This is a genomic window from Methanofollis formosanus (assembly GCF_019633745.1).
Classification (GTDB): Archaea; Halobacteriota; Methanomicrobia; order Methanomicrobiales; family Methanofollaceae; genus Methanofollis; species Methanofollis formosanus.
In genome coordinates, this window is sequence record NZ_CP037968.1 from 1,071,344 (window position 1) to 1,092,758 (window position 21,415).

Below are 21,415 nucleotides of genomic sequence, written 5' to 3' on the forward strand. Positions count from 1 at the left end.
GTATGGATGACGTCGACCTCTGCCGGGAGATTATCTCCCGCATCTCTTCTCAGCCCTGCGGACCCTCCGATCTCCAGCGGGTCAAGATCGCGGTCTGCCGAAAATACGGCGTGAGTTCCATCCCCAAGAACTCCGCCATCCTCGCTGCAGCCACCCCCGACGAAGAGGAGGTGCTGCGCGAGGTCCTTCTGGTCAAACCGACCCGGACGATCTCGGGCGTCGCCCCGATCGCGGCGATGACCTCTCCGTCCCCCTGCCCGCACGGCAAGTGTCTCCCCTGCCCGGGTGGCCCCGACCATCCTTTCGGTTCGCCACAGAGTTACACTGGCCAGGAACCGGCGGCCCTCCGCGGCACCCAGCACGAGTTCGACCCCTATGCCCAGGTGCAGGCCAGACTCTCGCAGCTCGAGGCCCTGGGCCACCATGTGGACAAGGCCGAACTGATCGTGATGGGCGGGACGATGACCGCCCGGCCACGGGAGTATCAGGAGTGGTTCGTCCACTCGTGCGTCCACGCGATGAACGAGTACCGCTCAGACGAACACCGTCCCTTCGACCCGGCGACGGTCCTGGAGGAGAACGAGTCGGCGCCGGTGCGGTGCATCGCCACGACCTTCGAGACCCGCCCGGACTGGTGCCGGCGCGAGCACGTCGAGGGGATGCTCGACCTCGGGGTGACCAAGGTCGAACTCGGGGTCCAGCACACCGACGACGCCGTCCTCGCCCTCAACCGGCGCGGGTGCACAGTGGCCGACGCGGTCGAGGCGAACCGATTGCTGCGGGACGCCGGGATCAAGGTCGGGTTTCACATGATGCCAAACCTCCCGGGAAGCGATCTTGAAATGGACCGTGAGATGTTTCGGACGCTCTTTGCAGACGAACGGTTCAGGCCCGACTTTCTCAAGATCTATCCCACCCTGGTGACCCCGGGCTCGGAGATCGAGGCCCTCTGGGAAGAGGGAGAGTACGCACCGTACCCGGAAGACGACCTGGTAAACCTGGTCGCCTACGCAAAGTCGCTCCTGCCCGAATATGTCCGTCTCCAGCGGGTGCAGCGCGACATCCCGGCGCGGCTGATCGTCGCGGGTTCGCGCCACTCCAACTTCAGGCAACTCGCCCAGCAAAGGTTGCACGAGCAGGGCGGGGCATGCCGGTGCATCAGGTGCCGCGAGGCCGGACGGCGCCGGTCCGCCGGCACCCCGGCGATGCGCGACCTGAAGTACGCGTGCTGCGGTGGGACCGAACATTTCATCCAGTCCGAGGCTGGCGACGCCCTCATCGGGTTTGCGCGCCTCCGGTATCCAGGGGAGACGATCAGGCCCGAACTCGACGGGGCGGCCCTCCTGCGCGAACTCCATGTCTACGGGATGATGGTCCCCATCGGGACAGATGGGGGCAAAGGAGAGTTCCAACACCGCAGTTTCGGCAGGGAATTGCTGACCAGGGCCGAGGAGACCGCACGCGCCGACGGCTTCGGGCGGATCGCCGTCAACAGCGGTGTCGGCGTCAGGCCCTATTACCGGGGTCAGGGCTATGAACGCGAAGGGCCATACATGGTAAAGAGACTGCAATGAAACCCGCAACCCTTGAATTCCTCAGCCAGCGCTTCAATTCGTATTATCGCGAGAATTATCTCGCCATGCCCCCGGGGCTCAAGCAGCGGGAGTGGGGTTTTGTCTTCTTCGGCCAGGAGCAGGGGATACGGATGCGCCGTCACCTGGGGTTCGGGTCGCGCGAGGAGTGCACCGACTACATCAGGTCGATGGCGCCGGCGCACGCCTATTATTCGACGGCCTATTACACCGACCCGGGCGCGGGGACGATGGGCGAGAAGGGGTGGGCGGGTGCCGACCTCATCTTCGACATCGACGCCGATCACCTGGTGAAGGGGGTGCCCTACGATGCGATGCTCGCGCGGGTCAAGGAGGAGGCCGAAAAACTCCTGGGCATGCTCACCGACGAACTCGGTTTCTCCAGAAAATCGCTCACCCTCGTCTTCTCGGGCGGGCGGGGCTATCACGTCCATGTCAGGGATCCGAGAGTCCATAGCTGGGAGAGCCAGGAGCGCCGGGAAGTCGTCGACTATCTCTGCGCAACCGGCCTTGTCCCCACGTCCCTCTTTGGCGGAGAAGGAAGCGAGGGCTGGCAGGCAAGGTTCGCCTCGGCCCTCCGGGAGTATGCCGACCAGCTCCTTGCAGGCGGCGAGGAGGCCGCCCGCAAGCACCTGCTCGGGATGGAAGGAGTGGGGGAGACCTATGCCGGGAGGTTCATCGCCTCGCTCCAGTCCGCGGAGTTCGCCGCGGGCAGGATCCCAAAGAACCTCCTCTCCTCACCGGTGCTGCGCACCCTCCTCTCTGAGGACGGTGGAGAACTTCTCCCCCTCGTCAAGGACCGGGCCGCCCTCGTCGACGAACCGGTGACGACCGACATCAAACGGTTGATCAGGATGCCCACCTCACTCCACGGCGGGAGCGGTCTGCGGGTTGTCGAAGTGCCGATCAAGGAACTCCCCGACTTCGACCCGCTCGTCGACGCCGTCGTCTTCTCAGAGCGGGAGGTGAAGGTGAACGCCGCCTTCGGCCTCTCCATGCCGGTCCTGGGCAATACCTACACCCTGAAGAAGGGGACCAACCTCGTCCCCGAGGCCCTGGCCGTCTTTCTCTGCTGTCGCGGGATCGCCGAGATCGGGGGTGGACGACGATGATGGACCTCGACGACCTCAGGATCATCGTCTGGAACGAGCGGGAGAGCGGAAAACTCTCCGAGATCCCGGGCGACCTCTTCAGGACGGCGAAACTCTCGCTGGACGAACTCTACGACGAGATCAACCGGATCCATGACCCCTTCTCCGAGGAGAGCGCCGTCCTGCAGGACCGGTTCCAGGCGATCAAGGAGACGCTCAACGCCATCATCAAGATCAGGCTCAAAAAGATCCTGAGACTTGCCGAGGCCCAGAACGAAGCCGAGTACTCGGACAAGGAGGAACTGAAACTGATGCTCCCGGCAGAACGAGCGATGTTCGATGCGGTCTGCCGCGAGATCGCCGCGTGCCGCGAGGGCCTTCTCGAGGGGACGGAGAGGGAGTTCACTCCCCCTGCGCCGGTCGAGGACGAACCGGTCTTCTTTGCCGGTGAGGGAGAACGATCGGCACCGGTGGCCGCAGCCGCGGCCGACGCCGACACCGCGCTGGTGCTGATCAGAGCGGAGGTCCCCGAGTTCATGGGACTCGACGGCCGCACCTACGCCCTCGAGACCGAGGACATCGTCACCCTCCCGAAGGAGAATGCGGACGTCCTCTGCGGGCGCAACATAGCCTTAAATATAAGGCTTATCAAATAATACAGGTATTCGAGAGAATAGTGCCGGGCAATCAGGGCGGGAAAATGACGGGATATCCTTCCATGGATCCCCGATCCCCCAGATAATACGGTCGGACCCGGCACTGCCGCAAAGCCCGGAACGGGCTGCAACGACCATCGTGAGGGGCTTATTTCATGAAGATGCCAGCAAAATTTAGGGCTTACTGTCCGCACTGCAGATCGCATGAGGTACACGAGGTTGAGAAGGTGAAGAAGGGCCGCACCAGCGGTCTGCACTGGATCGACCGGCAGAAAGCCCGGAGAGGCAAAGTGGGCAACATGGGCAAGTTCTCAAAGGTGCCGGGCGGCGACAAGCCGACCAAGAAGGTCAACGTCAGGTACCGTTGCACCAAGTGCGGGAAGGCACACCTCCGTGCGGGCTGGAGAGCAGGCAAGTTCGAGATTGTGGAGTGAAAAGAATGGTACGTCAGCACAGAGAGAACAGAAGCAAGTTCTACAGGGTCAAGTGCCCTGACTGCGAGAACGAACAGGTGATCTTCGAGAAGGCCGCCACCGTCGTCGACTGTGCGGTCTGCGGGCATGTGCTCGCCGAACCCACCGGTGGCAAGGCAACGATCAAAGCTGAGATCACAGCAGAACTCCAGTGAGATTGACCGATGCACGATAAAGACGAATGGCCGGAAGAGAGCGAACTCGTTGTATGTACTGTTGAAGACGTCAAGGACTTCGTGGCCTTTGTGCGTCTCGACGAATACGCGAGCAAGAAAGGGCTCATCCACATATCCGAGATCGCAACCGGCTGGGTCAAGTACATCAGAGACTTCGTCAGAGAGGGGCAGAAGGTCGTCTGCAAGGTCCTCAGTGTCGACCCCAAGCGCGGCCACATCGATCTCTCCCTCAAGGATGTCAACGACCACCAGCGGCGCGAGAAGATCCAGGAATGGAAGAACGAGCAGAAGGCCGAGAAGTGGATCGGTTTTGTCGCAAAAGACACGGGCGCCGATCCTCAGATGATCAGAGATGCCTTCTACTCCAACTTCGGGCTGCTCTATTCGGCATTCGAGGAGATCGTGACAAAAGGCGACGCCGCGCTGAAGAAGCTTGACTTTGAGAAAGGAGTCAACGAGGCGCTCAAGGCAGTCGCGCAAGAGAACGTAAAGATCCCGAAGGTGACGATCACCGGCACCCTCGTCCTGACCTCGACAAAGCCGGACGGCGTGAACATCATTCGCAGGGCCCTCCGGAGTGCACAGCCGAAGGTCGAGGAAGATGTCGAGATCGAACTCGTCTACCTCGGGGCGCCAAACTACCGGATCAAGGTCACCGCTCCCGACTACAAGAGAGCCGAGAAAGCCATTGAAAAGGCGTCATCTGCGGCAATCGGAGTCATGGAACGGGCCGGCGACGCCGGAAAGTTTGTACGAAAGGCAAAGAGCGCATGAGCGGGCGGATCCGATACTGCGAGCGGGACCGCCGCTACACCCTGTTTTTCCGCTGTCCGGTCTGTGGGGGGCCGACAAGGACGGCACATCCGGCCAGGTACTCGCCCCAGGACCGATACGGCGCCTACAGGAGGCAGGCGAAGCGATGGACGACATAGATATCGCATATCTCACCGAAGACAAGGTCCAGGCAGACATCCTCATCGAGGGACTGCCCGGGATCGGTCAGGTCGGCAAACTCGTCGTCGAGCACATGATCCAGGAACTCGGCGCGGAGAAGGTCGTGGATATCATCTCCATCTATCTCCCGCCGCAGGTGCTCATCGACCCGGGCGGCGTCGTCCGCCTGCCGGCCAACGAGATCTTTCTCTGGAAGGGTGACGAGATCGCGATCGCATTTCTCATCGGCGACTTCCAGAGCACCTCCAACGAGGGACACTATCTCCTCGCCGACGCCTATCTCGATATCGCCGAAGAACTCGGCGTGAAGCGAGTCTACACCCTGGGCGGCTTCGGGGTCGGGCACCTCGTCGAGGAACCGAGAGTGCTCGGCGCGGTGACCGACGAGAAACTCATCGAAGAGGTGACCGGGGCCGGCGGCGCGATGACCGGCGACGAACCCGGCGGGATCGTCGGGGCCGCGGGGCTCCTCCTCGGCCTTGCCGCCGAGCGCGGGATGGACGGGATCTGCCTGATGGGCGAGACGCCCGGGTATCTCGTCGACCCAAAGAGTGCCGGCAGGGTGCTCGCCGTCCTCACCAGACTCCTCGGGATCGAGATCGATCCCACGCGGCTCTCCGAGCACGCCGCGGAGATGGAGAAGATCCTCGCCCGGTACGAGGAGATGGAGCGGGGCAAAGAGGAAGAGTCCCTCAACTACATCGGGTGAACGAGCATGGCCGTCTACGCCGACCTCCACATCCATTCTCCTTTTTCGATGGCCACCTCCCCCTCGATGACGCCGGCGGCCCTCTGCGATGCCGCGGCCCTCAAGGGGGTCGGAGTGCTGGGAAGCGGGGACGCCCTCCACCCAGAGTGGCGGGCGGCCTGGGAAAGATATGAGGACGGGACCGGGACGGTCGTCCTCCCGACCACCGAGGTGGAAGGGAAAGGACGCGTCCACCACCTCATCGTCATGGAGGACTTCTCCTGCTTCGAGGAACTCGCCGCCGTCTTCGCTCCTCATTCCCGCGACCTCCTGACCGGGGGGCGGCCGCATGTGCGCCTCGGCGGGGAGACGATCGCCGCGGCGGTCCACGACCTCGGCGGCCTGGTCGGTCCGGCCCACGCCTTCACCCCCTGGACCTCGCTCTATGCCTCCCACGACTCGGTCGCCTCTTGTTATGGCGAGGAACCGATCGATTTTCTTGAACTCGGTCTTTCGGCCGACACCTCGTACGGCGCCGGGATCCCAGAACTCGACGGCGTCCCCTTCCTCTCCAACTCGGACGCCCACTCGGCACACCCGGTCAAACTGGGCCGCGAGTTCAACCGCCTCGACCTCGGCACGGTCACGCCGAAGGCCGCCTTCGACGCGGTGAAACGCGGGAAGGTCACGCTCAACGCCGGGTTCTTCCCAGAGGAGGGGAAGTACAACCGCACCGCCTGCACCCGGTGCTACCGGCAATACACCCTCGAGGAGGCAGAGGCCCATGCCTGGACCTGCCCGATCGACGGCGGGAAGATCAAGAAGGGCGTGCAGAACCGCGCCCACGAACTCGGCGGCGGCGGCGACCGCTCGGGCCGCCCCCCATACTATCACATCATCCCGCTCGGCGAGATCATCAGGGTGGTCCTCGGCGTCTCCTCCCCAACGACCAGAAAGGTGGAGGCACGGTATGCTCGCCTGACCGACGCCTTCGAGACCGAGATCGCCGTCCTCGCCGAGGTGCCCCCCGAAGAGATCGCCGAGGTCGACCTTGAGGTGGGGGACGCCATCGCCGCCTTCAGGGACGGACGGGTGAACCTGGTCCCGGGCGGCGGCGGGAAATACGGCACGTTTTCTTTTCTGTAGGCGCGGGAGACGACCGGACCGAATCGGTCCGGCCCTCGCCCTTTGAAGAGCGGGTACGATTTTCGGGATCCTGACAGGCAGGTACGGGCCTGCAGTTCACTGGAGGACGGCACACCAGAGGAACACACCACCCCGTGCCGTCCCCCGTCCTATCCTCTCGCGAGACGGCAGACCAAGATCGATGATGAGGGGACGGCACATTCTGATCAGTACGCCGCCACGTTGTCATGATCCCGAAGATTGGAGCAGGACGAGAAAGGGGCGATCATTCTTCACCAGGAACACGCGTGATGCCGTCCCCCGTCCTATCTTTTCGCGAAATACCAGAACAGATCGATGATGATGAGGGGACGGCATGGTTTGATCATGACGCCGCCACGTTGTCATGACCCCGAAGATAGAACCGGGACGGGAAAGGGCCGATCATTCTTCACCAGGAACACGGGTGATGCCGTCCCCCTGTCCTATCTTCTTGCGAGACGACAGAACAGATTCGGTGAAGGGGGACGGCATGGTTTGATCATGACGCCGTCCCGCTTTCATGACCCCGAAGATAGAACCCGGACGGGGGATGGGCACGCTACCCCGCGCCTTTGTCACGACCCCGAAGATAGAACCGGGACGGGAAAGGGCCGATCATTCTTCAGCAGGATCACGCGCTGCGTGCCGTCCCCCACCCCATCTTCTCGCGAAATACCAGGGAAGATTGTACGACAAGGGATGGCATATTCTGAACATCACGCTGTCTCGCATTCATGACCCCGAAGATTGGAGCGGGACGGAAAAGAGGCGATCTTTTTCAGCGGGATCACGCGCCCCGACCGCCCTCCGTACGATCTTCTCGCAAGACGGCAGAACAGATCCGGTGATGAGGGGCGGCATGGTCTGATCATCACGCCGTCCTGGTATCATGACCCCGGGGATAGATCCGGGACGGCAGAGTGCCGATCAGTTCTCAGCGGGATCACACTACCGCGTGCCGTCCCCCACCCTCTCCTCTCGCGAGATGGCAGAACAGATCCGGTGAAGGGGGACGGCACACTGATCATCATGCCTTCCCGTTGTCATGACCCCGAGGATAGAAGCCGGATGGGAGAGGGACGACCTCTTTTCAGAAGATCACACCACCGAAGGCCGGCATCTCCGGTGCGAGTGCGATTGCCCTCCTCCCTGCGCGCGTCCCCATCCAACCGTAGCACGAGGGTCCAGGTTCATACCTGAGAGGAACCCGCCATCCCGACCGACAGCGCAGGATAAATAGCATGACCGCACACGAAGTACGATAATCTTTCACTAAGTCAAAAAAAATTGTGAATGGTGAGATCGTGCATATCATGGAAGGATTCCTCCCACCGGCCTGGTGCCTCTTCTGGTTCCTGGTCTCCGCCCCGTTCGTCGTCTACGGGATGTACCAACTGAGAATACTGATGAGAGAGAAGAGAGAGGCACTCCCGCTCCTCGCCGTCGCAGGCGCCTTCATCTTCGTTCTCTCCTCGCTCAAACTCCCCTCGGTGAGCGGGAGCTGCTCCCACCCCACCGGCACCGGGCTCGGGGCGGTCCTCTTCGGCCCCTTCATCACCTCGATCCTCGGGCTGATCGTCCTCCTGTACCAGGCGGTCTTCCTGGCCCACGGCGGCCTCACCACCCTGGGCGCGAACCTCTTCTCCATGGGGATCGCCGGCCCGCTCCTTGCCTATGCGGTCTACCGGGGGGGCCAGAAGGTCGGACTCAACACCTACCTCACCGTCTTCCTCGCCGCCGCCCTCGCCGACCTCTTCACCTATGTGGTGACCGCGGCCCAGCTCGCCCTCGCCTTCCCGGCAGAGGCCGGCGGGTTCGTCACCTCCTTCCTCGCCTTCGCCGGCGTCTACGCCGTCACCCAGGTGCCCCTCGCGATCATCGAGGGCGCGGTCATCGCCCTGACCTTCAAGTACATCATCGACGTCCGCTCCGAGATCCTGGTCAGGCTCGGGGTGCTCTCCGACGCCGTGGCCGCACGCCTGCAGGGGGCGAGGGCATGAAGTACGCCATGGAGCTTACCGTCCTTGCGCTCATCCTCCTCTTCGCCGGATCATTCGTCATCGTCCTGAACACCGGCGAGCACGAGTGGGGCGGGACCGACGGCCAGGCCGGCGACATCATCAACGAGATGACCGGCACCGAGTACGAACCCTGGGCCGACCCCATCTACGAACCTGCAAGCGGCGAGATCGAGTCGCTCTTCTTCTGTCTCCAGGCCGCGATCGGGGCGCTGGTGATCGGGTTCTTCTTCGGGTATTATTACCGCGGACGGCGGATCAATACCTGAAACTACCCATTTTATGCAAAAAGGCGAAGGAACAGGAGAGGAAGATGGAGAATATCCTGGACGATTACGCCCACCAGAACGCCCTGCGGGACGTCGACACCCGGCTCAAACTCGTCCTCGGCGGCGGGGCGATCATCGTCGGCATCCTCTCGACAGGGCCGGTCGCCCCGCTCTTCATCGCCGTCTCCATGGCGGCGATCACCGTCTTCCTCGCCCGGATACCGGGGAGGTTCTACGCGACCCTCCTCACCATCCCCCTCTCCTTCGCCGTCCTCTCCGCAGGCGTGATCCTCTTTCTCCAGGGCGGGGGAGAGACGCTCTTCGCCCTGCCCGTCGGTGGGATCACCCTCACCGCCACCACCGGCAGCGCCGACCAGGCCGCCCTGGTCCTGGCCCGGACCTTCGGGGGGATGTGCTCCCTCTTCTTCATCGCGCTCACCACCCCGATGGTCGAGATCTTCGCGGTGATGCGGGCGCTCAGGCTCCCTGCCGAGTTCGTCGACCTTGCCATGCTCATCTACCACTTCATCTTCATGCTCATCGGCGAGGCAGTGGCTACCCACAACGCCCAGGAGATCCGCCACGGCTACGCCGGGTTCAGGAACTCGCTCCGTTCTTTCCCGATGCTCGCCGGAGCGCTCTTCGTGCGGGCCTGGGAGAAAGGGGAAGATTTGATCCTTGCCATGGACGCCCGGTGTTATGACGGGAAGTTCGCCCTCGATGAGCGAGGTGACGGCCCTTCGCCCCTGAGCACCGCCGGCGTCGCCGTGTACCTCGCCGCTGCCGGTGCGATCGCCCTCCTGACCGGAGGCGTACAGCCATTCTGAGAACGACCATGAGAGAAGCAATCGAATTCCAGGACGTACACTTCGCCTACCCCAACCGCCCCGAATCCCTCCGCGGCATCGACGTCGCCGTCAGAGAAGGGAGCAAAGTCGCCCTCGTCGGCCCGAACGGCGCCGGCAAGACAACCCTCCTTCTGATGTGCAACGGGATGCTCAGGCCGACGAGAGGCGCGGTGCGGGTCGGCGGGGTACCGGTGCATTACGACGCCCGATCCCTCCGGGAGGTGCGGCGGAAGGTCGGACTCGTCTTCCAGAACTCAGACGCCCAGCTCTTCGCCCCCACCGTCTGGCAGGACGTGGCCTTCGGCCCCCTCAACCTCGGGATGGAAAAGGACGAGATCAAGGAGGCGGTCGACCGGGCCCTTCACCAGGTCGGGATGAACGGCTACGAGAGACGCCCGCCCCACCACCTCTCAGGAGGGGAGAAGAAGCGGGTCGCCATCGCGGGGGTGCTCGCGATGGAGCCTGAGGTGCTGGTCTTCGACGAACCGACCAGCGCCCTCGACCCGGCCACCGCCGAGGAGGTGATGGACCTCCTGGACGAACTGAACCACGAAGGCCGGACCGTCCTCCTCTCCACCCACGACGTCGAACTCGCCTACCGCTGGGCCGATGAAGTGGTGCTGATGGAGAGCGGCACAGTGCTGAGGCACGGGAGCCCGGAGACGATCTTCTCCGACACCGCCCTCCTCCACCAGGCCAGACTCAAACCGCCTGCGGTGATGGATCTGTACCGGGAGCTCTCCGACCGAGGTCTCTTCAACGGTGAGAAACCGCCCCGCAGCGCCCTTGCGTTCACCGACCTGGTCGAGAGTCTGGCCGGCGGCCGGCGATATCAGGATAGGTGCGGCACCATCTCTATCTGGGACGCCGCCGGGACCGATAGCACCGCACTCGACACCCTCCTCGCTTCCGGCACCGTCGCCCGGGTGGGGGCGATGGGCACCAGGGCGAAACAACGGGCCTCCGAGGAGGGGATCATCCCCGACTTCACCTACGGCGTCATCGACAAGTGCCTCCTGCGGGCGGTCGCCGGTGAGGACTCGCTCATCCTCACCGCGGGTGGGATGGTCGCCCATACCCGCGAGCGGATCGCCGCCTATGCCATAGAAAGCGGGCGGGAGATCGGGGTCAGGACCGTCGGAAGAGATCCTCAGGAGCAGGCCGGAGGCGAGACGGAAGGCCGGGAGAAACGCAGCAATAATGAGATCGTCCCTGACCACCGGCACTCCGGGCATGAAGATAATATTAATGGAATGGCGGGATAATATTGAGTACAATGCTCAATATTCGCCGGGAGATATGTGGGTACTGTGGTGCCTGCGTCTCTGTATGCCCTGAAGGAGCCCTCGAACTGATCGACGCATACCTCACCGTCGACAGCGAGACCTGCATCAACTGCGGCATCTGCACGAAGGCGTGCCCGCTCGGGGCCCTGGAGGTCATCAATGAAGTCTGAGTACGACGTCCTCGTCATCGGGGGCGGACCGGGCGGCGCCGTCGCAGCGTGGACCGCCGCCAGGAAGGGGCTCTCGGCCTGTCTCATCGAGAAGAGACCGGCGATCGGTGCCCCGGTCAGGTGTGCTGAGGGGATCGGGAAGAAACTCCTCACCGATTTCCTCGAGCCCGACCCGCGCTGGATCTCCGCGGACATCAAACGCGCCCGGATCGTCGCTCCCGACGGAACCCAGATCCAGCTCAAGGAGGACCTGGCCGGGGCGGAGGTCGGTTACGTCCTCGACCGGAAGTTCTTCGACCGCGAACTGGTCTGGAAGGCTTCTGAAGCCGGTGCCGATGTCTTTGTCAAGACACGGGCCGTCGAACCGATCATCGAGGACGGCATCCTGAAGGGAGCGGTCGTCGAGTCCTGCGGCAGGCGCCAGGAGGTCAGGGCGCAGGTCACCATCGCCGCCGACGGTGTGGAGTCGAAGTTCGCCCGCTGGTGCGGGATCGAGACGGCCGTCCCGGTACAGGAACTGATGAGCTGCGTCCAGTATCTCGTCACCGACATCGACATCGACCCGGCCTCCAACGACTTCTACCTCGGCAACGAGGTCGCCCCGCAGGGGTATCTCTGGGTCTTTGCAAAGGGGGAGCGGAGCGCCAATGTCGGGATCGGGATCCCGGCCTCGAAGAATATGCCTGGCAACCGTGCCAAGGACTATCTCGACCGCTTTATGGCCGAACACTTCCCTGACGGCAAGATCATCGAGTGCATCTTCGGCGGCGACCCGGTCTGCCGGCCCATCGACTGCACGGTCTCAGACGGACTGATGATCATCGGCGACGCCGCACGGGTCGTCGACCCGATCACCGGCGGCGGGATCGGCAACGCGATGATCACCGGCAGACTTGCGGCAGAGGTGGCGGCGAAGGCGATCGCCGCGGGCGACACCTCGAAAGCAGCGCTGATGCCGTACGACGTGGAGTGGCGGGCTTCGAAGATGGGTCAGAACCTCGAGCGCAACTACAAGGTCAAGGAGTTCTTTATCAAACTCTCCGACGAGAAGATGAACGACCTCGCCGATTCGATCGCAAACATCGATTTCGCCGAGTTCTCGGTCAAGGCCCTCGTCCTGGAACTGATCAAGAGAAACCCGAAGATGCTCTTTGAGCTGAGAGAACTCAAAGACGCACTCAAACATTAGATCAACCGGTGCCCGGGTACGTGCCGGATCCGGCTCCCGGCTTATTTTTTTGAATAAAAGTTCTTGAGCGCGAATGATAGAACCGGCAACTGCCATACGCTCTTCAGGACTTTTTTTCTCTGCCTTCCAGGTCCCATCACCATGCCGGGGGGTCCGGGAGCTGCGACCTTCGAGAGAGCACCCGGTGCGAGGACGGGGGGCACGGCGATCTGATCCGCCGCCCTTATCGCAGGAACCTTTCCTGTCATCTCGCACCGAGGGAAAAAAACCCGGTCCCCCCGAGCGAAGATAGGCGGCGGACTGCAACCCCCCTTTCATGGTCATCTCTCCGCCTTCCCGTCCCAATCTTCATCCCGGGGGTCCGGGGGCGGAGCCCCCGGCGTGAGCATGAGGGGAGGTGATGGATGAAGGTCACAGGGGGGTTGAGGTGATGAAAAGAGGATGGTTTACTATGAGGTCATCCCAAAACTCTCCGGCCTTGCTATGTGACCTGAAGATTTTTCTGAAGTACGGCTTCGTTCAAGAGATTGCTGCCGCCCCGCCCCTATCTTCATCGTGGGGGGGGTCCGGGGGGTCTCCCCCCGGCATAAGAGGACAAGGAACCATTCTTTCTTCTCTCTGTGGGCGGTATATCGGATCATCACGCCTTCTCCCATTCATCACGACAGGGGCGGCGCCCCAGGAATCCCCGGGATTGTGATTGAAGCGAGGAAGGCAGAGGAATCATCGCTGAGAAGAGTTTCGATCTCGAGATTGATCGAGCCCCGGATACTTCTGGGATATGCTCCATGAAAATGATCCTGACGATCCTCTCCTCAGGTTTGCATGAGCGTTTGAACCTGTCATATCACGTTGAAGCCGATACGCAGAGGATAGAAAATTTTTCTGATGGATCGGCCGCCCCCATCGTCGAGATTTCTCTGCCATCTCGCGCCGGGGGGTTTCACCCCCCGGCCCCCCCACGGACCGAAGATCGGTGAGGGCGGCGACGGAACACGATCCCCGCCGATTCTCCTCTCTTGAAAAGAGAGAGAGCACGTGACGAGCAATGTTCATCGCGTATGCTTGAGCAGGGGGTTCAGGCCCGATTCTACAGAGCCAAAAAAAGAGACCTCCCGGCGTCTCAGGCCTTCGGGCTCTTCAACTGCCGGTTGAGAATGGCGATGCACTCTTTTTCGGCTTCTTTCTTGGTGAAGACCGTGATGACGTCGCCGGGCCGGATCTTCACGTCCCCGCTCGGGATGATCAGTTCGCCGCCCGCCCGCCTGATCGCGATGAAGACGAAATTCTTCACCTCAAGTTCCCTGATCTCGTGGTTGATGATCGGCGCATCGTCCTCTGCCACGACTTCGAAGATCGTCCCGCCCGGAATGGAGGCGAGTTGCTGCATGTTCGGGTTCTCGGCCCAGTAGTAGAGGCGAGTCGCCACGAGTTCGTCCGGGTTCTCGCTGATCTTCACCCCCACTTCCTTGAAGAGGGCGGAGTGCTCCTTCTGGTTCACGATGGAGACGACGTTTGGGACCTTGAAACGTTTTGCCAGCCAGCAGGTCATCAGGTTCACGGCATCATCGCTCGTCGTTGCGACGAGGCTCTGCGCCCGTTCGATCCCGGCATCGTCGAGGACCGAACTGTCGGTGGAGTCGCCGGCGATTGCAAGCACGTCGTAGTGCTCCAGGATGTCGTTGCACTTCGTCTCGTCCTGATCGATGACAACGACGCTGTTCCCATGATTTGCCGATATCGCCGTCAGATTTCTCCCGATCCCGCCGAGACCAACGATGATGATGTACACACACCAGTTTGCCGCCCCCGGCTTGAAATAGCTTGTGCATCCAACCTATCACCCATGATCTGTGGCGTCGACGAGGCAGGAAAGGGCGCAGTCTTTGGTCCCATGGTGGTGGGAGTCGTCGGGTGCGAGGCCGAAGAGGACCTCCCCGCTGGGGTGCGGGACTCGAAGGCCCTCACCCCCAAACGGCGGGAGGCGCTCTATGCCGAGATCACGGGGTCGTTCCCCTGGCGTGTGGTCGAGATCCCGGCGGCCGAGATCGATCGCCTCAGGCAGGAGATGACGATGAACGACCTGGTGGTCAGGGCCCATGCCGAGGCGGTCAGAAGCCTGGGGGCCGGACAGGCCTTCCTCGACGCCTGCGATGTCGACGAGGAGCGGTACCGCTCGAAGGTCGCCGCCCTTGTCGGAGACGGCTGCGAGGTTGTCGCCCGTCACCACGGCGACGCCCTCTTCCCGGTGGTGAGCGCCGCAAGCATCGTCGCCAAAGTAACGAGGGACCGGGCACTCGAAGACCTCAGGGTTGAGTATGGTGCGATCGGGAGCGGATACCCCTCGGACAAAGTCACGATCGCCTATCTCAAGGACTATATCGCGGGACACGGCACCGCCCCCATTTTCGCCCGCACGAGCTGGGAGACCGTGGCCCGGCTCTTCGACCGGCGGCGGCAGACGAGTCTCGGCGATTTTTAGGGTGTAAGCACCGGGGCCACCCAGCCGGTGAGCACGATCAGCACCCCGGTGAGGAGGGTGATCAAGAGGAGCAGGGTGATCGTCCTGACGGTTCGGTGCGGGTAGAGTTCAGACCGGCGCAACCGCCATAATCGCCCTCTGTCGGTGTAATAGGACGCGATGACGAGAGAGACCATGGCCGCGGCCAGCGTCCCGGCAAGGGCGTGGTAATACCCTCCCGGACCGGTCTGCCCCGGATAGCCGACTTCGGCGACCGCAACCCCGGCGCCGGCCAGGACCATGAGCATCCCGACAAGGGTCTCCCGCTCCGATCCCTGCGGCAGCATGCCGCGGGACGACGCCCGGTTGTGGCTGTACGCGAGGAGGGCGATGCCGAGGAGGGCAGGGATCCAGTGGAACATGGGGCCCCGGCCTCTGGTGGTCGACGGCGGGAGAGAACCGGGTGTCGGCGAGACGGTGGGCCGGTCCTCCTCCCAGCTCTCATTCTCAGGTCGATCGTCCTCTTCGACCGGGAGGGATGGGAGCGGATTCACTCCCCCGCCGCCTCCCGGCCCCGGGGGCGACGGAGGACCGGGGATCTCGGTGAGGAGATAGGTGACCTCGAAGGAGATGGCATCCCCCTGGGCGTCGTTCTGGGGTTTGTAGATCTCCTGAAATTCCCAGTGCCAGGTGAGGTTTACGCTTTCCCCGGCATCGAGCCTGGAGATCCCGATCGTATTCCGGTCGTCAGGCCCGTGCGGGAAGGCTGCAAGGTTCGCCGGGAACGTTACTCCGCTCTCCAGCCGCTCCCCCGAGAGAGTGAAGAAGAGGTAGCGGCCGAGGGCGGCGCCGTCACCACCGCCGTCGCTCTCGGTGAGGCCGCTCACCCAGAGGGAGAGGGTGCCGGGTCTGCTCCCGGCGTTTCTGAGGGTTACGACGGTCTCCCCCTCCTCTCCGGGTTTAATCCCTTCCTCATTCCAGGAGAGGGACGCCCCCTTGTCGACGACCAGGTCGATCTCCGCGGCGAAGACGGGGGTCGCGAGGGATATGACGAGGACTGCGGCGAGGAGATATGTGGTGGCCCGCACGGTCAGTACCCTCCTGGCGTGTACCAGACGCGTACCTCCTGGAGGACCGGGGTTACAGTGGTGTCGTCTGTGGAGAGGTTTGCCCGCCACTGGAGGTAGCGCCTAGAGGGGAGATTTGTGCTTACCGGGGAAATGTTCCCTACCGGCGTCCAGGCAAGGGTCGCGTTGTTATATGAAAAGTTAGCGTTGGAGGCCCGCACCTCGAACGAGATATTGGTTTCTGCGGGGATGCTGGCAGTCCAGGCGAGGGAGTCCCACTTTGAGTCGTTGGCAGTGGTGTCCAAGACGTCTGAGGTGATGGTGCCGGGCGAGAGATAATGGCCCCCCTCATACACCGGTGAGTAGCGACGGACGATGTGTTCGTCTCTGTAGCCAGACCATTTTTGAACAAAGAAACCAGTCTTACCAGAAGAAGGTGTATCAGCAGGTAGATGAACACTTTTCAAAAGTGTATCATCGATATAGAGATCAGCCCGCTGCCCGAAGAGGCCGAGTTCCTCAGTATGCCAACCAGTTGCTCCTCCCGGCACTTCCAACGGTTCATCAAACCAGTGTTGACCCCCAACATAACCCTCGACCCAGGCTGAATTCTGCCAAGGGGGTTCTTTTTTGACCGGTCCAGAAATATAATTTTCACCATCTACAAACCGGGCAATGACACCTGCCCGGATTGTCTCTAAGAATGTAGAAGAAGGATCAAACTTGAATCGTTCCCTGACAGCAACATCCGACCAATTCTGATCGTCCCGATAAAGATAACCCCGTTCGCCTGTATTATCGTCTATTCTCAGTACTTTGCTCCCTCCGTTATTTACTACCCTAACATCAAAATTTCCCTCCTTTGTCCATCCATTCGGGAAATTTTCAACAATGTAATCCTCAAAGTCATCATAGAAGAGGAAGGTAGCTTCTCCATCGCTCGCACTCTCTGCAGCATTATTCCTATAGTGGAGATAGATGGTCGTCCCGTCCGCAGGGATGGACGGCACCCGCACCCAGAAGACTGCAGAACCCAACAAGGAATAACCATCACACCAGTGTGGGAGGAGAGGGCCCGTGATATCATCCGTAAATCTGATGTCCCTAAAATCATGCTGCATACCCCATTGATACGGCACCTCGACCCTCACCTGATAGTCATCAAGTGCGACGTCGCCGGGGTTGGTGATGGTGATCGGCGCACAATATTTCCAGGTCCCACCTCCTGCAGCCATTGCACCGCCGGGGGGGTCGTCGTCATCGGCGGAGACTCCGTCCGGTGTTTTAGAAAGGAAAAATCCCTCTGTGCTCTTGTTCTCTCCCGCAACCTCGATGGGATCGTCGTTGTCCCCTTCTTCCTCCCCTGCAGTGCAGTTGAGAGGTGATGCCTCACCGTCCCCCGACAGAGAGTCCACGGTGGTGAAGTTCGCGGCCGTTGCATTCGCGCCGGCCGTCGCGACCGGAATGGATTCATGGTCCTGAAGTTCATTGGAAGTGGAAACAACTCCAGAGGTTTCACCGTTTCCACTCTCATTTTCATCGACCAGATCATCCGGTACTTTCAAACTCCCTCTCTCTACATCCACCGACGAGGCGTTCAGGGCGGTCGCGTTCAAACCCGGATCACGATCCTGATCGGCGAACTGGTCTGGGGATGCATCACGATGATCCACATCCTGATCAAAAGCGGGCAGGACGGCATCGCCTCCCGCCGCGTACGACGTCGCCCCGGGTTCCGACCAGGAACTCCAATAACCGGTCCCCACCGAGGCCATGGGTTCGACCGGTGTGCCGATACTCTCCGTGACCAGGGTCACATTCCCGGGCTGCGAGTTCACATCGACATCTTCACGCACACAAACCTCAAAGTCATCCTCTGTCGTCCAGATCCGACACTCCGAGCACCACGCCTCGAAGGTGATCGGCCCGGTCTTCTCACGGTCAACAAAGACGCACCCACTCTCCCCGAAGGGGACAGTGCAGAGTGCAAGGGCGAGGAAAAAAAGTATAACCAGCCTGACGCCCCGCACACCGGATCCCAACTACTCCCCCCCCTTTCCGACCTGTCGCAGGAGCGACACAGCCTCGGTCAGGAGGAGGAGACAGGCGGGGACGACGATCAACAGGACGAATCCCGGAGGGCTTCGGATAAAGTGGCTGAGATACCCGAGGAAGGGGAGATGAAGGACGACGACGCCGACCACGTCCTTCGCCGCCACCGTCGAGGGGTCGGGATCTTCGTTGGCGTCGCCCTTCGTCACGAAGGCACGCGGCGGGCCGGGGACGACCTCGACGACGCGGTGGGTGGTGAGGTGGCCGCCCTCACGGAAGGTGATGATCTCGCCCGCGCCGATCTCCGAGGCCGCCGCCGGCCTCGTGACCACCACCCCGCCGACAGGAATCGCGGGCTCCATGCTCCCCGAGAGCACGGTGTCCACCCGCCACCCCCCCATCGCCGCAAGGAGTATGGCACCCGCTGCCACGACCAGGAGCAGGAGGAGCACCCCCCGCCGCCCGGTCGGCGCCTTTCCTATTTCTGCCATTGATCAGTTGTTTGCTGTGTGGGTCCGGTTTTACGGCTGTGGCTGTTTCAGCCTGAACGTGATGTTAAACAAACAACTGTCGCCCTGGACCTCGTTGCCGGTCTCAGGGGGGAGATCGTAGGAGATCCTGAAATAGCCAAAGGCAGAGTCTGCATCAGCAGTTTTGATATCGTCCCATGACCGATTTCCAAAGGTATCCAGAGCATCATAGGCAGCCTCTGGGAGGTCTGGGTCCCCAGCGGAGTAATTTCGAATATTACCTGCACTGTCAAGGTACTGGTCTCCAGATTCCCATACTCCATCATTATCCACATCAATCCAGAGAGCGACTCTCAGTTTATCTTCAAGTCCAACAGTGGAACCGTTCGTCATCTCTCCCTCAGGCTCAGTCGAAATACCTTCGTCACCCGTCACCGCACCCATCGAGACATTGAAGATGCCTGCAATATTCCCGGTGTTACGCAGGGTCCAGTTGGCAGTGATGCCACTATCCCCGGGTTTGAGAGGATTAATAGTCACACTCTCGTTACAGGGGTCATACTGTCCAACCCACAGGTTCAGTGTCCCGGCCGTGAAGTTGTTATTCTGAGCCATCTCAACATCGCTGAAGTACGCGTACGTGCCCCCTCCGATGAAGAAGGCGATCAAAGCCATCCCAAGAGCCGTCAAAATAATTTTTTTCGTTTGATCCATGGATCCCATCACCTAACATTTATATGTACGATCATAAGATATATTCAAATTATAAATACATTCTCATAACCTTTATCGTGGCCTTTGCAGAAAAACATCATCACCGGAAGGCAACAGAACATCGCCCTGCCCCGTGCCCCTGCACAGTCGCCGGAACCGATGTCGAAAAAATCGGCACCATGATCGCAGGGCCGTCACAAAAGTTCAGGCACGACACCCGCCCCCCTGCAATCCCTGACAGCGCCGGCGGCCCCGGTCAGGAGGCCAGTACTTTAATCAGAGAGGGACAACTACCAGTATCTTCAGATGGACTGGGTACTGGTACTCACATTGCTCCTCGCGATCTACATCGCCGTCGCCGCATACGTCCTGAAGACCGGACGTTTCAGCGAGCACATATCATTCTACGGCCCGATCATGATGATCAGGACGTCCAGAGTCGGGTTCTTCGACCTCTTCAAACCGATCTCAGGATTCCTCCGCGCCTACGGCACCTTCGGGGTGGTGATGGTCGTGCTGGCATCCATCGGGATGGCGCTCATGGTCGTCCTCTCCTTCCAGTTGACCCTTACCAATATCGACCAGCAGGGCGGTTCCCTCGCACCCCAGGCCGTCCTCCTCATCCCCGGCCTCAACCCCTTCATCCCCTCGACCGTCGCTGTCTGGCTCGCCTTCTTCGTCACCCTCCTCGTGCATGAATGCGGCCACGGCGTCCTCTGCAGGATCGAGGACATCAAGGTGAAGAGCGCCGGCCTCCTCTACGCCGTCATCCCCATCGGCGCCTTCGTCGAACCCGACGAAGAGGACGTCGAGAAGACCACCGGCATGCCGAAGGCCAGGATGTACGGTGCCGGGATCACGAACAACATCGTCCTCGGCGCGATCTGTATCGTCCTCTTCGTATTCCTGATGGGCATGGTCGTGCCGACGACCGCCCCGGTGGTCTACGGCATCTACCAGGACGGCCCGGCCGACCGCGCCGACCTCCCGACGCCCGCCATCATCACCGAAGTGAACGGCATCGACGTCTCGACACCGGCAGACGTCGCCGCCGTCCTCAACACCACCAGACCCGGCGACACCCTGGACCTCGTCCTGGAAAACGACGGAACCGAACGTGCATACTCCCTCACCCTCGACTCCTGGCCGGAGAGCATCACCGACCAGACCGGACCGCGGGAGAGCGGGTACATGGGCATCTACTACTACCAGCCCGAGATCGTCACCAACACCGCCGCAAGCGTCCTTTCAGTGCCCGGGTTCTTCCTCTTCATCTCGATCCCCCTCGCACACCTCTACAACCCCGTCATCGGACAGCACCTCCTGATCCTCACCTCGCCCTCGCCTGACATCCAGTTCTTCACCGTCCCCTTCCCCTTCTTCTGGGAGGTGATCCACCTCCTCTTCTGGATGGCCTGGATCAACATCAACGTCGGGATCTTCAACGCCATCCCGATGCTCCCCCTCGACGGCGGATACATCCTCAAGGAAGGCCTGGACCGCGTCCTCGAACCGCGGGGACTGAAGCGATACTCGCAGACGATCATGTCGGCCATCACCTGGACCTTCTTCGCCCTCATCGCGACGACGATCTGGATCATGGTCTTCTACCGGCCGTGAGGGAAGGGGGGTGTCACCCCCCGACGGCGGCCCTGACCTGAGGAAAATACGCCCGTATCGACCTGGATTTGAGGATCCGGGCACTTGATCCGGGCCAGGATTGAAGAGATCCGGGAATCAAACCAGATGGGGTCCGTTCACGAAACGCAGACAATATCATGGATTTGTCCCGCCTTCTGACGGCCCGTATGAGCGAAGGTAATGTCTGAGCCCCCCGACCGCCGGGGCGGGGCCATATGGCCGGGGAGAACGCATGGAAATCGCCGCGATTGGGGGCGGTGTCAGTCCAACTGGAACCGTTCGTTCAGCCCTGCCTTCTCCCCCATCGCCATCCAGGGATGCGGAGGCAGCGCCCCCGGCAACACCCCACGGACAGCGGAGAGGCGGGGCGATTATTGAATGGCGTTCCTCCCTATTGTCCGGTCGCAAGGAAAGGGGTCGCGGATCTATCCCC

23 protein-coding genes are annotated in these 21,415 nt (G+C 61.6%); 17 read left to right on the forward strand and 6 right to left on the reverse strand.

The window, feature by feature from the left end:
- Positions 1–2 precede the first annotated feature (2 nt).
- The 15 genes from E2N92_RS04815 (at position 3) to E2N92_RS04885 (ending at position 12,577) form a co-directional block, all read left to right on the forward strand.
- Positions 3–1,574, forward strand: a complete 1,572-nt coding sequence (locus E2N92_RS04815) for a tRNA uridine(34) 5-carboxymethylaminomethyl modification radical SAM/GNAT enzyme Elp3 (protein ID WP_220682558.1) — start codon at positions 3–5, stop codon at positions 1,572–1,574.
- Complete coding sequence (locus E2N92_RS04820) at positions 1,571–2,704, forward strand: DNA primase small subunit domain-containing protein (RefSeq protein WP_220682559.1); 1,134 nt, start codon at positions 1,571–1,573, stop codon at positions 2,702–2,704. Before E2N92_RS04815 ends, E2N92_RS04820 begins: the two co-directional genes overlap by 4 nt.
- On the forward strand, positions 2,701–3,339 hold the full coding sequence (locus E2N92_RS04825; protein ID WP_220682560.1) for a DNA replication complex subunit Gins51: 639 nt from the start codon (positions 2,701–2,703) through the stop codon (positions 3,337–3,339). The genes E2N92_RS04820 and E2N92_RS04825 overlap by 4 nt, the downstream gene beginning before the upstream one ends.
- 155 nt (positions 3,340–3,494) lie before the next feature.
- Positions 3,495–3,773 carry a 50S ribosomal protein L44e gene (locus E2N92_RS04830; RefSeq protein ID WP_220682561.1) on the forward strand — a complete coding sequence of 93 codons (279 nt, stop codon included), beginning with the start codon at positions 3,495–3,497 and terminating at the stop codon, positions 3,771–3,773.
- Positions 3,774–3,778: 5 nt separating this feature from the next.
- A complete protein-coding gene (locus E2N92_RS04835; RefSeq protein ID WP_220682562.1) occupies positions 3,779–3,967 on the forward strand; it encodes a 30S ribosomal protein S27e in 189 nt (62 codons plus the stop codon).
- Positions 3,968–3,976: 9 nt separating this feature from the next.
- Complete coding sequence (locus E2N92_RS04840) at positions 3,977–4,762, forward strand: translation initiation factor IF-2 subunit alpha (protein WP_220682563.1); 786 nt, start codon at positions 3,977–3,979, stop codon at positions 4,760–4,762.
- Complete coding sequence (locus tag E2N92_RS04845; protein ID WP_220682564.1) at positions 4,759–4,920, forward strand: RNA-protein complex protein Nop10; 162 nt, start codon at positions 4,759–4,761, stop codon at positions 4,918–4,920. The genes E2N92_RS04840 and E2N92_RS04845 overlap by 4 nt, the downstream gene beginning before the upstream one ends.
- Positions 4,908–5,651 carry a proteasome assembly chaperone family protein gene (locus E2N92_RS04850; protein ID WP_220682565.1) on the forward strand — a complete coding sequence of 248 codons (744 nt, stop codon included), beginning with the start codon at positions 4,908–4,910 and terminating at the stop codon, positions 5,649–5,651. Before E2N92_RS04845 ends, E2N92_RS04850 begins: the two co-directional genes overlap by 13 nt.
- A gap of 6 nt (positions 5,652–5,657) precedes the next feature.
- Positions 5,658–6,776, forward strand: a complete 1,119-nt coding sequence (locus E2N92_RS04855) for an endonuclease Q family protein (RefSeq protein ID WP_220682566.1) — start codon at positions 5,658–5,660, stop codon at positions 6,774–6,776.
- Between the two features lie 1,325 nt (positions 6,777–8,101).
- Positions 8,102–8,797: an energy-coupling factor ABC transporter permease gene (locus E2N92_RS04860; RefSeq protein ID WP_220682567.1), complete on the forward strand. Its 696-nt coding sequence runs from the start codon at positions 8,102–8,104 to the stop codon at positions 8,795–8,797.
- Positions 8,794–9,084: an energy-coupling factor ABC transporter substrate-binding protein gene (locus E2N92_RS04865; RefSeq protein WP_220682568.1), complete on the forward strand. Its 291-nt coding sequence runs from the start codon at positions 8,794–8,796 to the stop codon at positions 9,082–9,084. Before E2N92_RS04860 ends, E2N92_RS04865 begins: the two co-directional genes overlap by 4 nt.
- Before the next feature lie 44 nt (positions 9,085–9,128).
- Positions 9,129–9,911: a cobalt ECF transporter T component CbiQ gene (cbiQ, locus tag E2N92_RS04870; protein ID WP_220682569.1), complete on the forward strand. Its 783-nt coding sequence runs from the start codon at positions 9,129–9,131 to the stop codon at positions 9,909–9,911.
- An 8-nt stretch (positions 9,912–9,919) separates the two neighbouring features.
- Entirely contained in the window at positions 9,920–11,197 is a 1,278-nt protein-coding gene (locus E2N92_RS04875; protein WP_220682570.1) for an energy-coupling factor ABC transporter ATP-binding protein, read from the forward strand.
- Positions 11,198–11,208: 11 nt separating this feature from the next.
- Positions 11,209–11,388, forward strand: a complete 180-nt coding sequence (locus tag E2N92_RS04880) for a 4Fe-4S binding protein (protein ID WP_220682571.1) — start codon at positions 11,209–11,211, stop codon at positions 11,386–11,388.
- Positions 11,378–12,577, forward strand: coding sequence for an NAD(P)/FAD-dependent oxidoreductase (locus tag E2N92_RS04885; RefSeq protein WP_220682572.1), 1,200 nt, complete (start codon positions 11,378–11,380; stop codon positions 12,575–12,577). The genes E2N92_RS04880 and E2N92_RS04885 overlap by 11 nt, the downstream gene beginning before the upstream one ends.
- 41 nt (positions 12,578–12,618) lie before the next feature.
- Here the strand turns inward: E2N92_RS04885 and E2N92_RS04890 are convergent, their stop codons facing one another.
- Together E2N92_RS04890 and E2N92_RS04895 are read right to left on the reverse strand one after the other, a co-directional pair.
- Positions 12,619–12,825 carry a hypothetical protein gene (locus tag E2N92_RS04890; RefSeq protein WP_220682573.1) on the reverse strand — a complete coding sequence of 69 codons (207 nt, stop codon included), beginning with the start codon at positions 12,823–12,825 and terminating at the stop codon, positions 12,619–12,621.
- Positions 12,826–13,700: 875 nt separating this feature from the next.
- The gene (locus tag E2N92_RS04895; RefSeq protein ID WP_220682574.1) at positions 13,701–14,369 is read right to left on the reverse strand and encodes a potassium channel family protein; all 669 of its coding nucleotides are present in this window, start codon (positions 14,367–14,369) and stop codon (positions 13,701–13,703) included.
- A gap of 54 nt (positions 14,370–14,423) precedes the next feature.
- On the opposite strand from E2N92_RS04895, the gene rnhB reads away from it, so the two are divergent.
- A complete protein-coding gene (gene rnhB / locus E2N92_RS04900; RefSeq protein ID WP_220682575.1) occupies positions 14,424–15,059 on the forward strand; it encodes a ribonuclease HII in 636 nt (211 codons plus the stop codon).
- On the opposite strand, the gene E2N92_RS04905 is transcribed toward rnhB, so the two are convergent.
- From E2N92_RS04905 to E2N92_RS04920, 4 genes are read right to left on the reverse strand one after another with little or no spacing between them, the layout of a single operon-like run.
- Positions 15,056–16,126, reverse strand: a complete 1,071-nt coding sequence (locus E2N92_RS04905; protein ID WP_220682576.1) for a hypothetical protein — start codon at positions 16,124–16,126, stop codon at positions 15,056–15,058. The genes rnhB and E2N92_RS04905 overlap by 4 nt on opposite strands.
- A gap of 2 nt (positions 16,127–16,128) precedes the next feature.
- Entirely contained in the window at positions 16,129–18,147 is a 2,019-nt protein-coding gene (locus E2N92_RS04910; protein ID WP_220682577.1) for a DUF2341 domain-containing protein, read from the reverse strand.
- The gene (locus tag E2N92_RS04915) at positions 18,148–18,648 is read right to left on the reverse strand and encodes a signal peptidase I (RefSeq protein WP_220682578.1); all 501 of its coding nucleotides are present in this window, start codon (positions 18,646–18,648) and stop codon (positions 18,148–18,150) included.
- Between the two features lie 30 nt (positions 18,649–18,678).
- On the reverse strand, positions 18,679–19,350 hold the full coding sequence (locus tag E2N92_RS04920; RefSeq protein ID WP_220682579.1) for a TasA family protein: 672 nt from the start codon (positions 19,348–19,350) through the stop codon (positions 18,679–18,681).
- Between the two features lie 297 nt (positions 19,351–19,647).
- Between E2N92_RS04920 and E2N92_RS04925 the strand changes: the two genes are divergently transcribed.
- Complete coding sequence (locus E2N92_RS04925) at positions 19,648–20,961, forward strand: site-2 protease family protein (protein WP_220682580.1); 1,314 nt, start codon at positions 19,648–19,650, stop codon at positions 20,959–20,961.
- Positions 20,962–21,415 lie beyond the last annotated feature (454 nt).

What these genes read in the sequence shown, in the direction of transcription:
- E2N92_RS04920 (WP_220682579.1), bottom strand. Translation starts at nt 19,350, where the DNA reads ATGGGATCCATGGATCAAACGAAAAAAATTATTTTGACGGCTCTTGGG.
- E2N92_RS04820 (WP_220682559.1), top strand. Translation starts at nt 1,571, where the DNA reads ATGAAACCCGCAACCCTTGAATTCCTCAGCCAGCGCTTCAATTCGTAT.
- E2N92_RS04865 (WP_220682568.1), top strand. Translation starts at nt 8,794, where the DNA reads ATGAAGTACGCCATGGAGCTTACCGTCCTTGCGCTCATCCTCCTCTTC.
- E2N92_RS04815 (WP_220682558.1), top strand. Translation starts at nt 3, where the DNA reads ATGGATGACGTCGACCTCTGCCGGGAGATTATCTCCCGCATCTCTTCT.
- E2N92_RS04875 (WP_220682570.1), top strand. Translation starts at nt 9,920, where the DNA reads ATGAGAGAAGCAATCGAATTCCAGGACGTACACTTCGCCTACCCCAAC.
- E2N92_RS04855 (WP_220682566.1), top strand. Translation starts at nt 5,658, where the DNA reads ATGGCCGTCTACGCCGACCTCCACATCCATTCTCCTTTTTCGATGGCC.
- cbiQ (WP_220682569.1), top strand. Translation starts at nt 9,129, where the DNA reads ATGGAGAATATCCTGGACGATTACGCCCACCAGAACGCCCTGCGGGAC.
- E2N92_RS04925 (WP_220682580.1), top strand. Translation starts at nt 19,648, where the DNA reads ATGGACTGGGTACTGGTACTCACATTGCTCCTCGCGATCTACATCGCC.
- E2N92_RS04850 (WP_220682565.1), top strand. Translation starts at nt 4,908, where the DNA reads ATGGACGACATAGATATCGCATATCTCACCGAAGACAAGGTCCAGGCA.
- E2N92_RS04885 (WP_220682572.1), top strand. Translation starts at nt 11,378, where the DNA reads ATGAAGTCTGAGTACGACGTCCTCGTCATCGGGGGCGGACCGGGCGGC.
- E2N92_RS04840 (WP_220682563.1), top strand. Translation starts at nt 3,977, where the DNA reads ATGCACGATAAAGACGAATGGCCGGAAGAGAGCGAACTCGTTGTATGT.
- E2N92_RS04835 (WP_220682562.1), top strand. Translation starts at nt 3,779, where the DNA reads ATGGTACGTCAGCACAGAGAGAACAGAAGCAAGTTCTACAGGGTCAAG.
- E2N92_RS04830 (WP_220682561.1), top strand. Translation starts at nt 3,495, where the DNA reads ATGAAGATGCCAGCAAAATTTAGGGCTTACTGTCCGCACTGCAGATCG.
- E2N92_RS04880 (WP_220682571.1), top strand. Translation starts at nt 11,209, where the DNA reads ATGCTCAATATTCGCCGGGAGATATGTGGGTACTGTGGTGCCTGCGTC.
- E2N92_RS04915 (WP_220682578.1), bottom strand. Translation starts at nt 18,648, where the DNA reads ATGGCAGAAATAGGAAAGGCGCCGACCGGGCGGCGGGGGGTGCTCCTC.
- E2N92_RS04845 (WP_220682564.1), top strand. Translation starts at nt 4,759, where the DNA reads ATGAGCGGGCGGATCCGATACTGCGAGCGGGACCGCCGCTACACCCTG.
- E2N92_RS04825 (WP_220682560.1), top strand. Translation starts at nt 2,701, where the DNA reads ATGATGGACCTCGACGACCTCAGGATCATCGTCTGGAACGAGCGGGAG.
- rnhB (WP_220682575.1), top strand. Translation starts at nt 14,424, where the DNA reads ATGATCTGTGGCGTCGACGAGGCAGGAAAGGGCGCAGTCTTTGGTCCC.
- E2N92_RS04890 (WP_220682573.1), bottom strand. Translation starts at nt 12,825, where the DNA reads ATGACAGGAAAGGTTCCTGCGATAAGGGCGGCGGATCAGATCGCCGTG.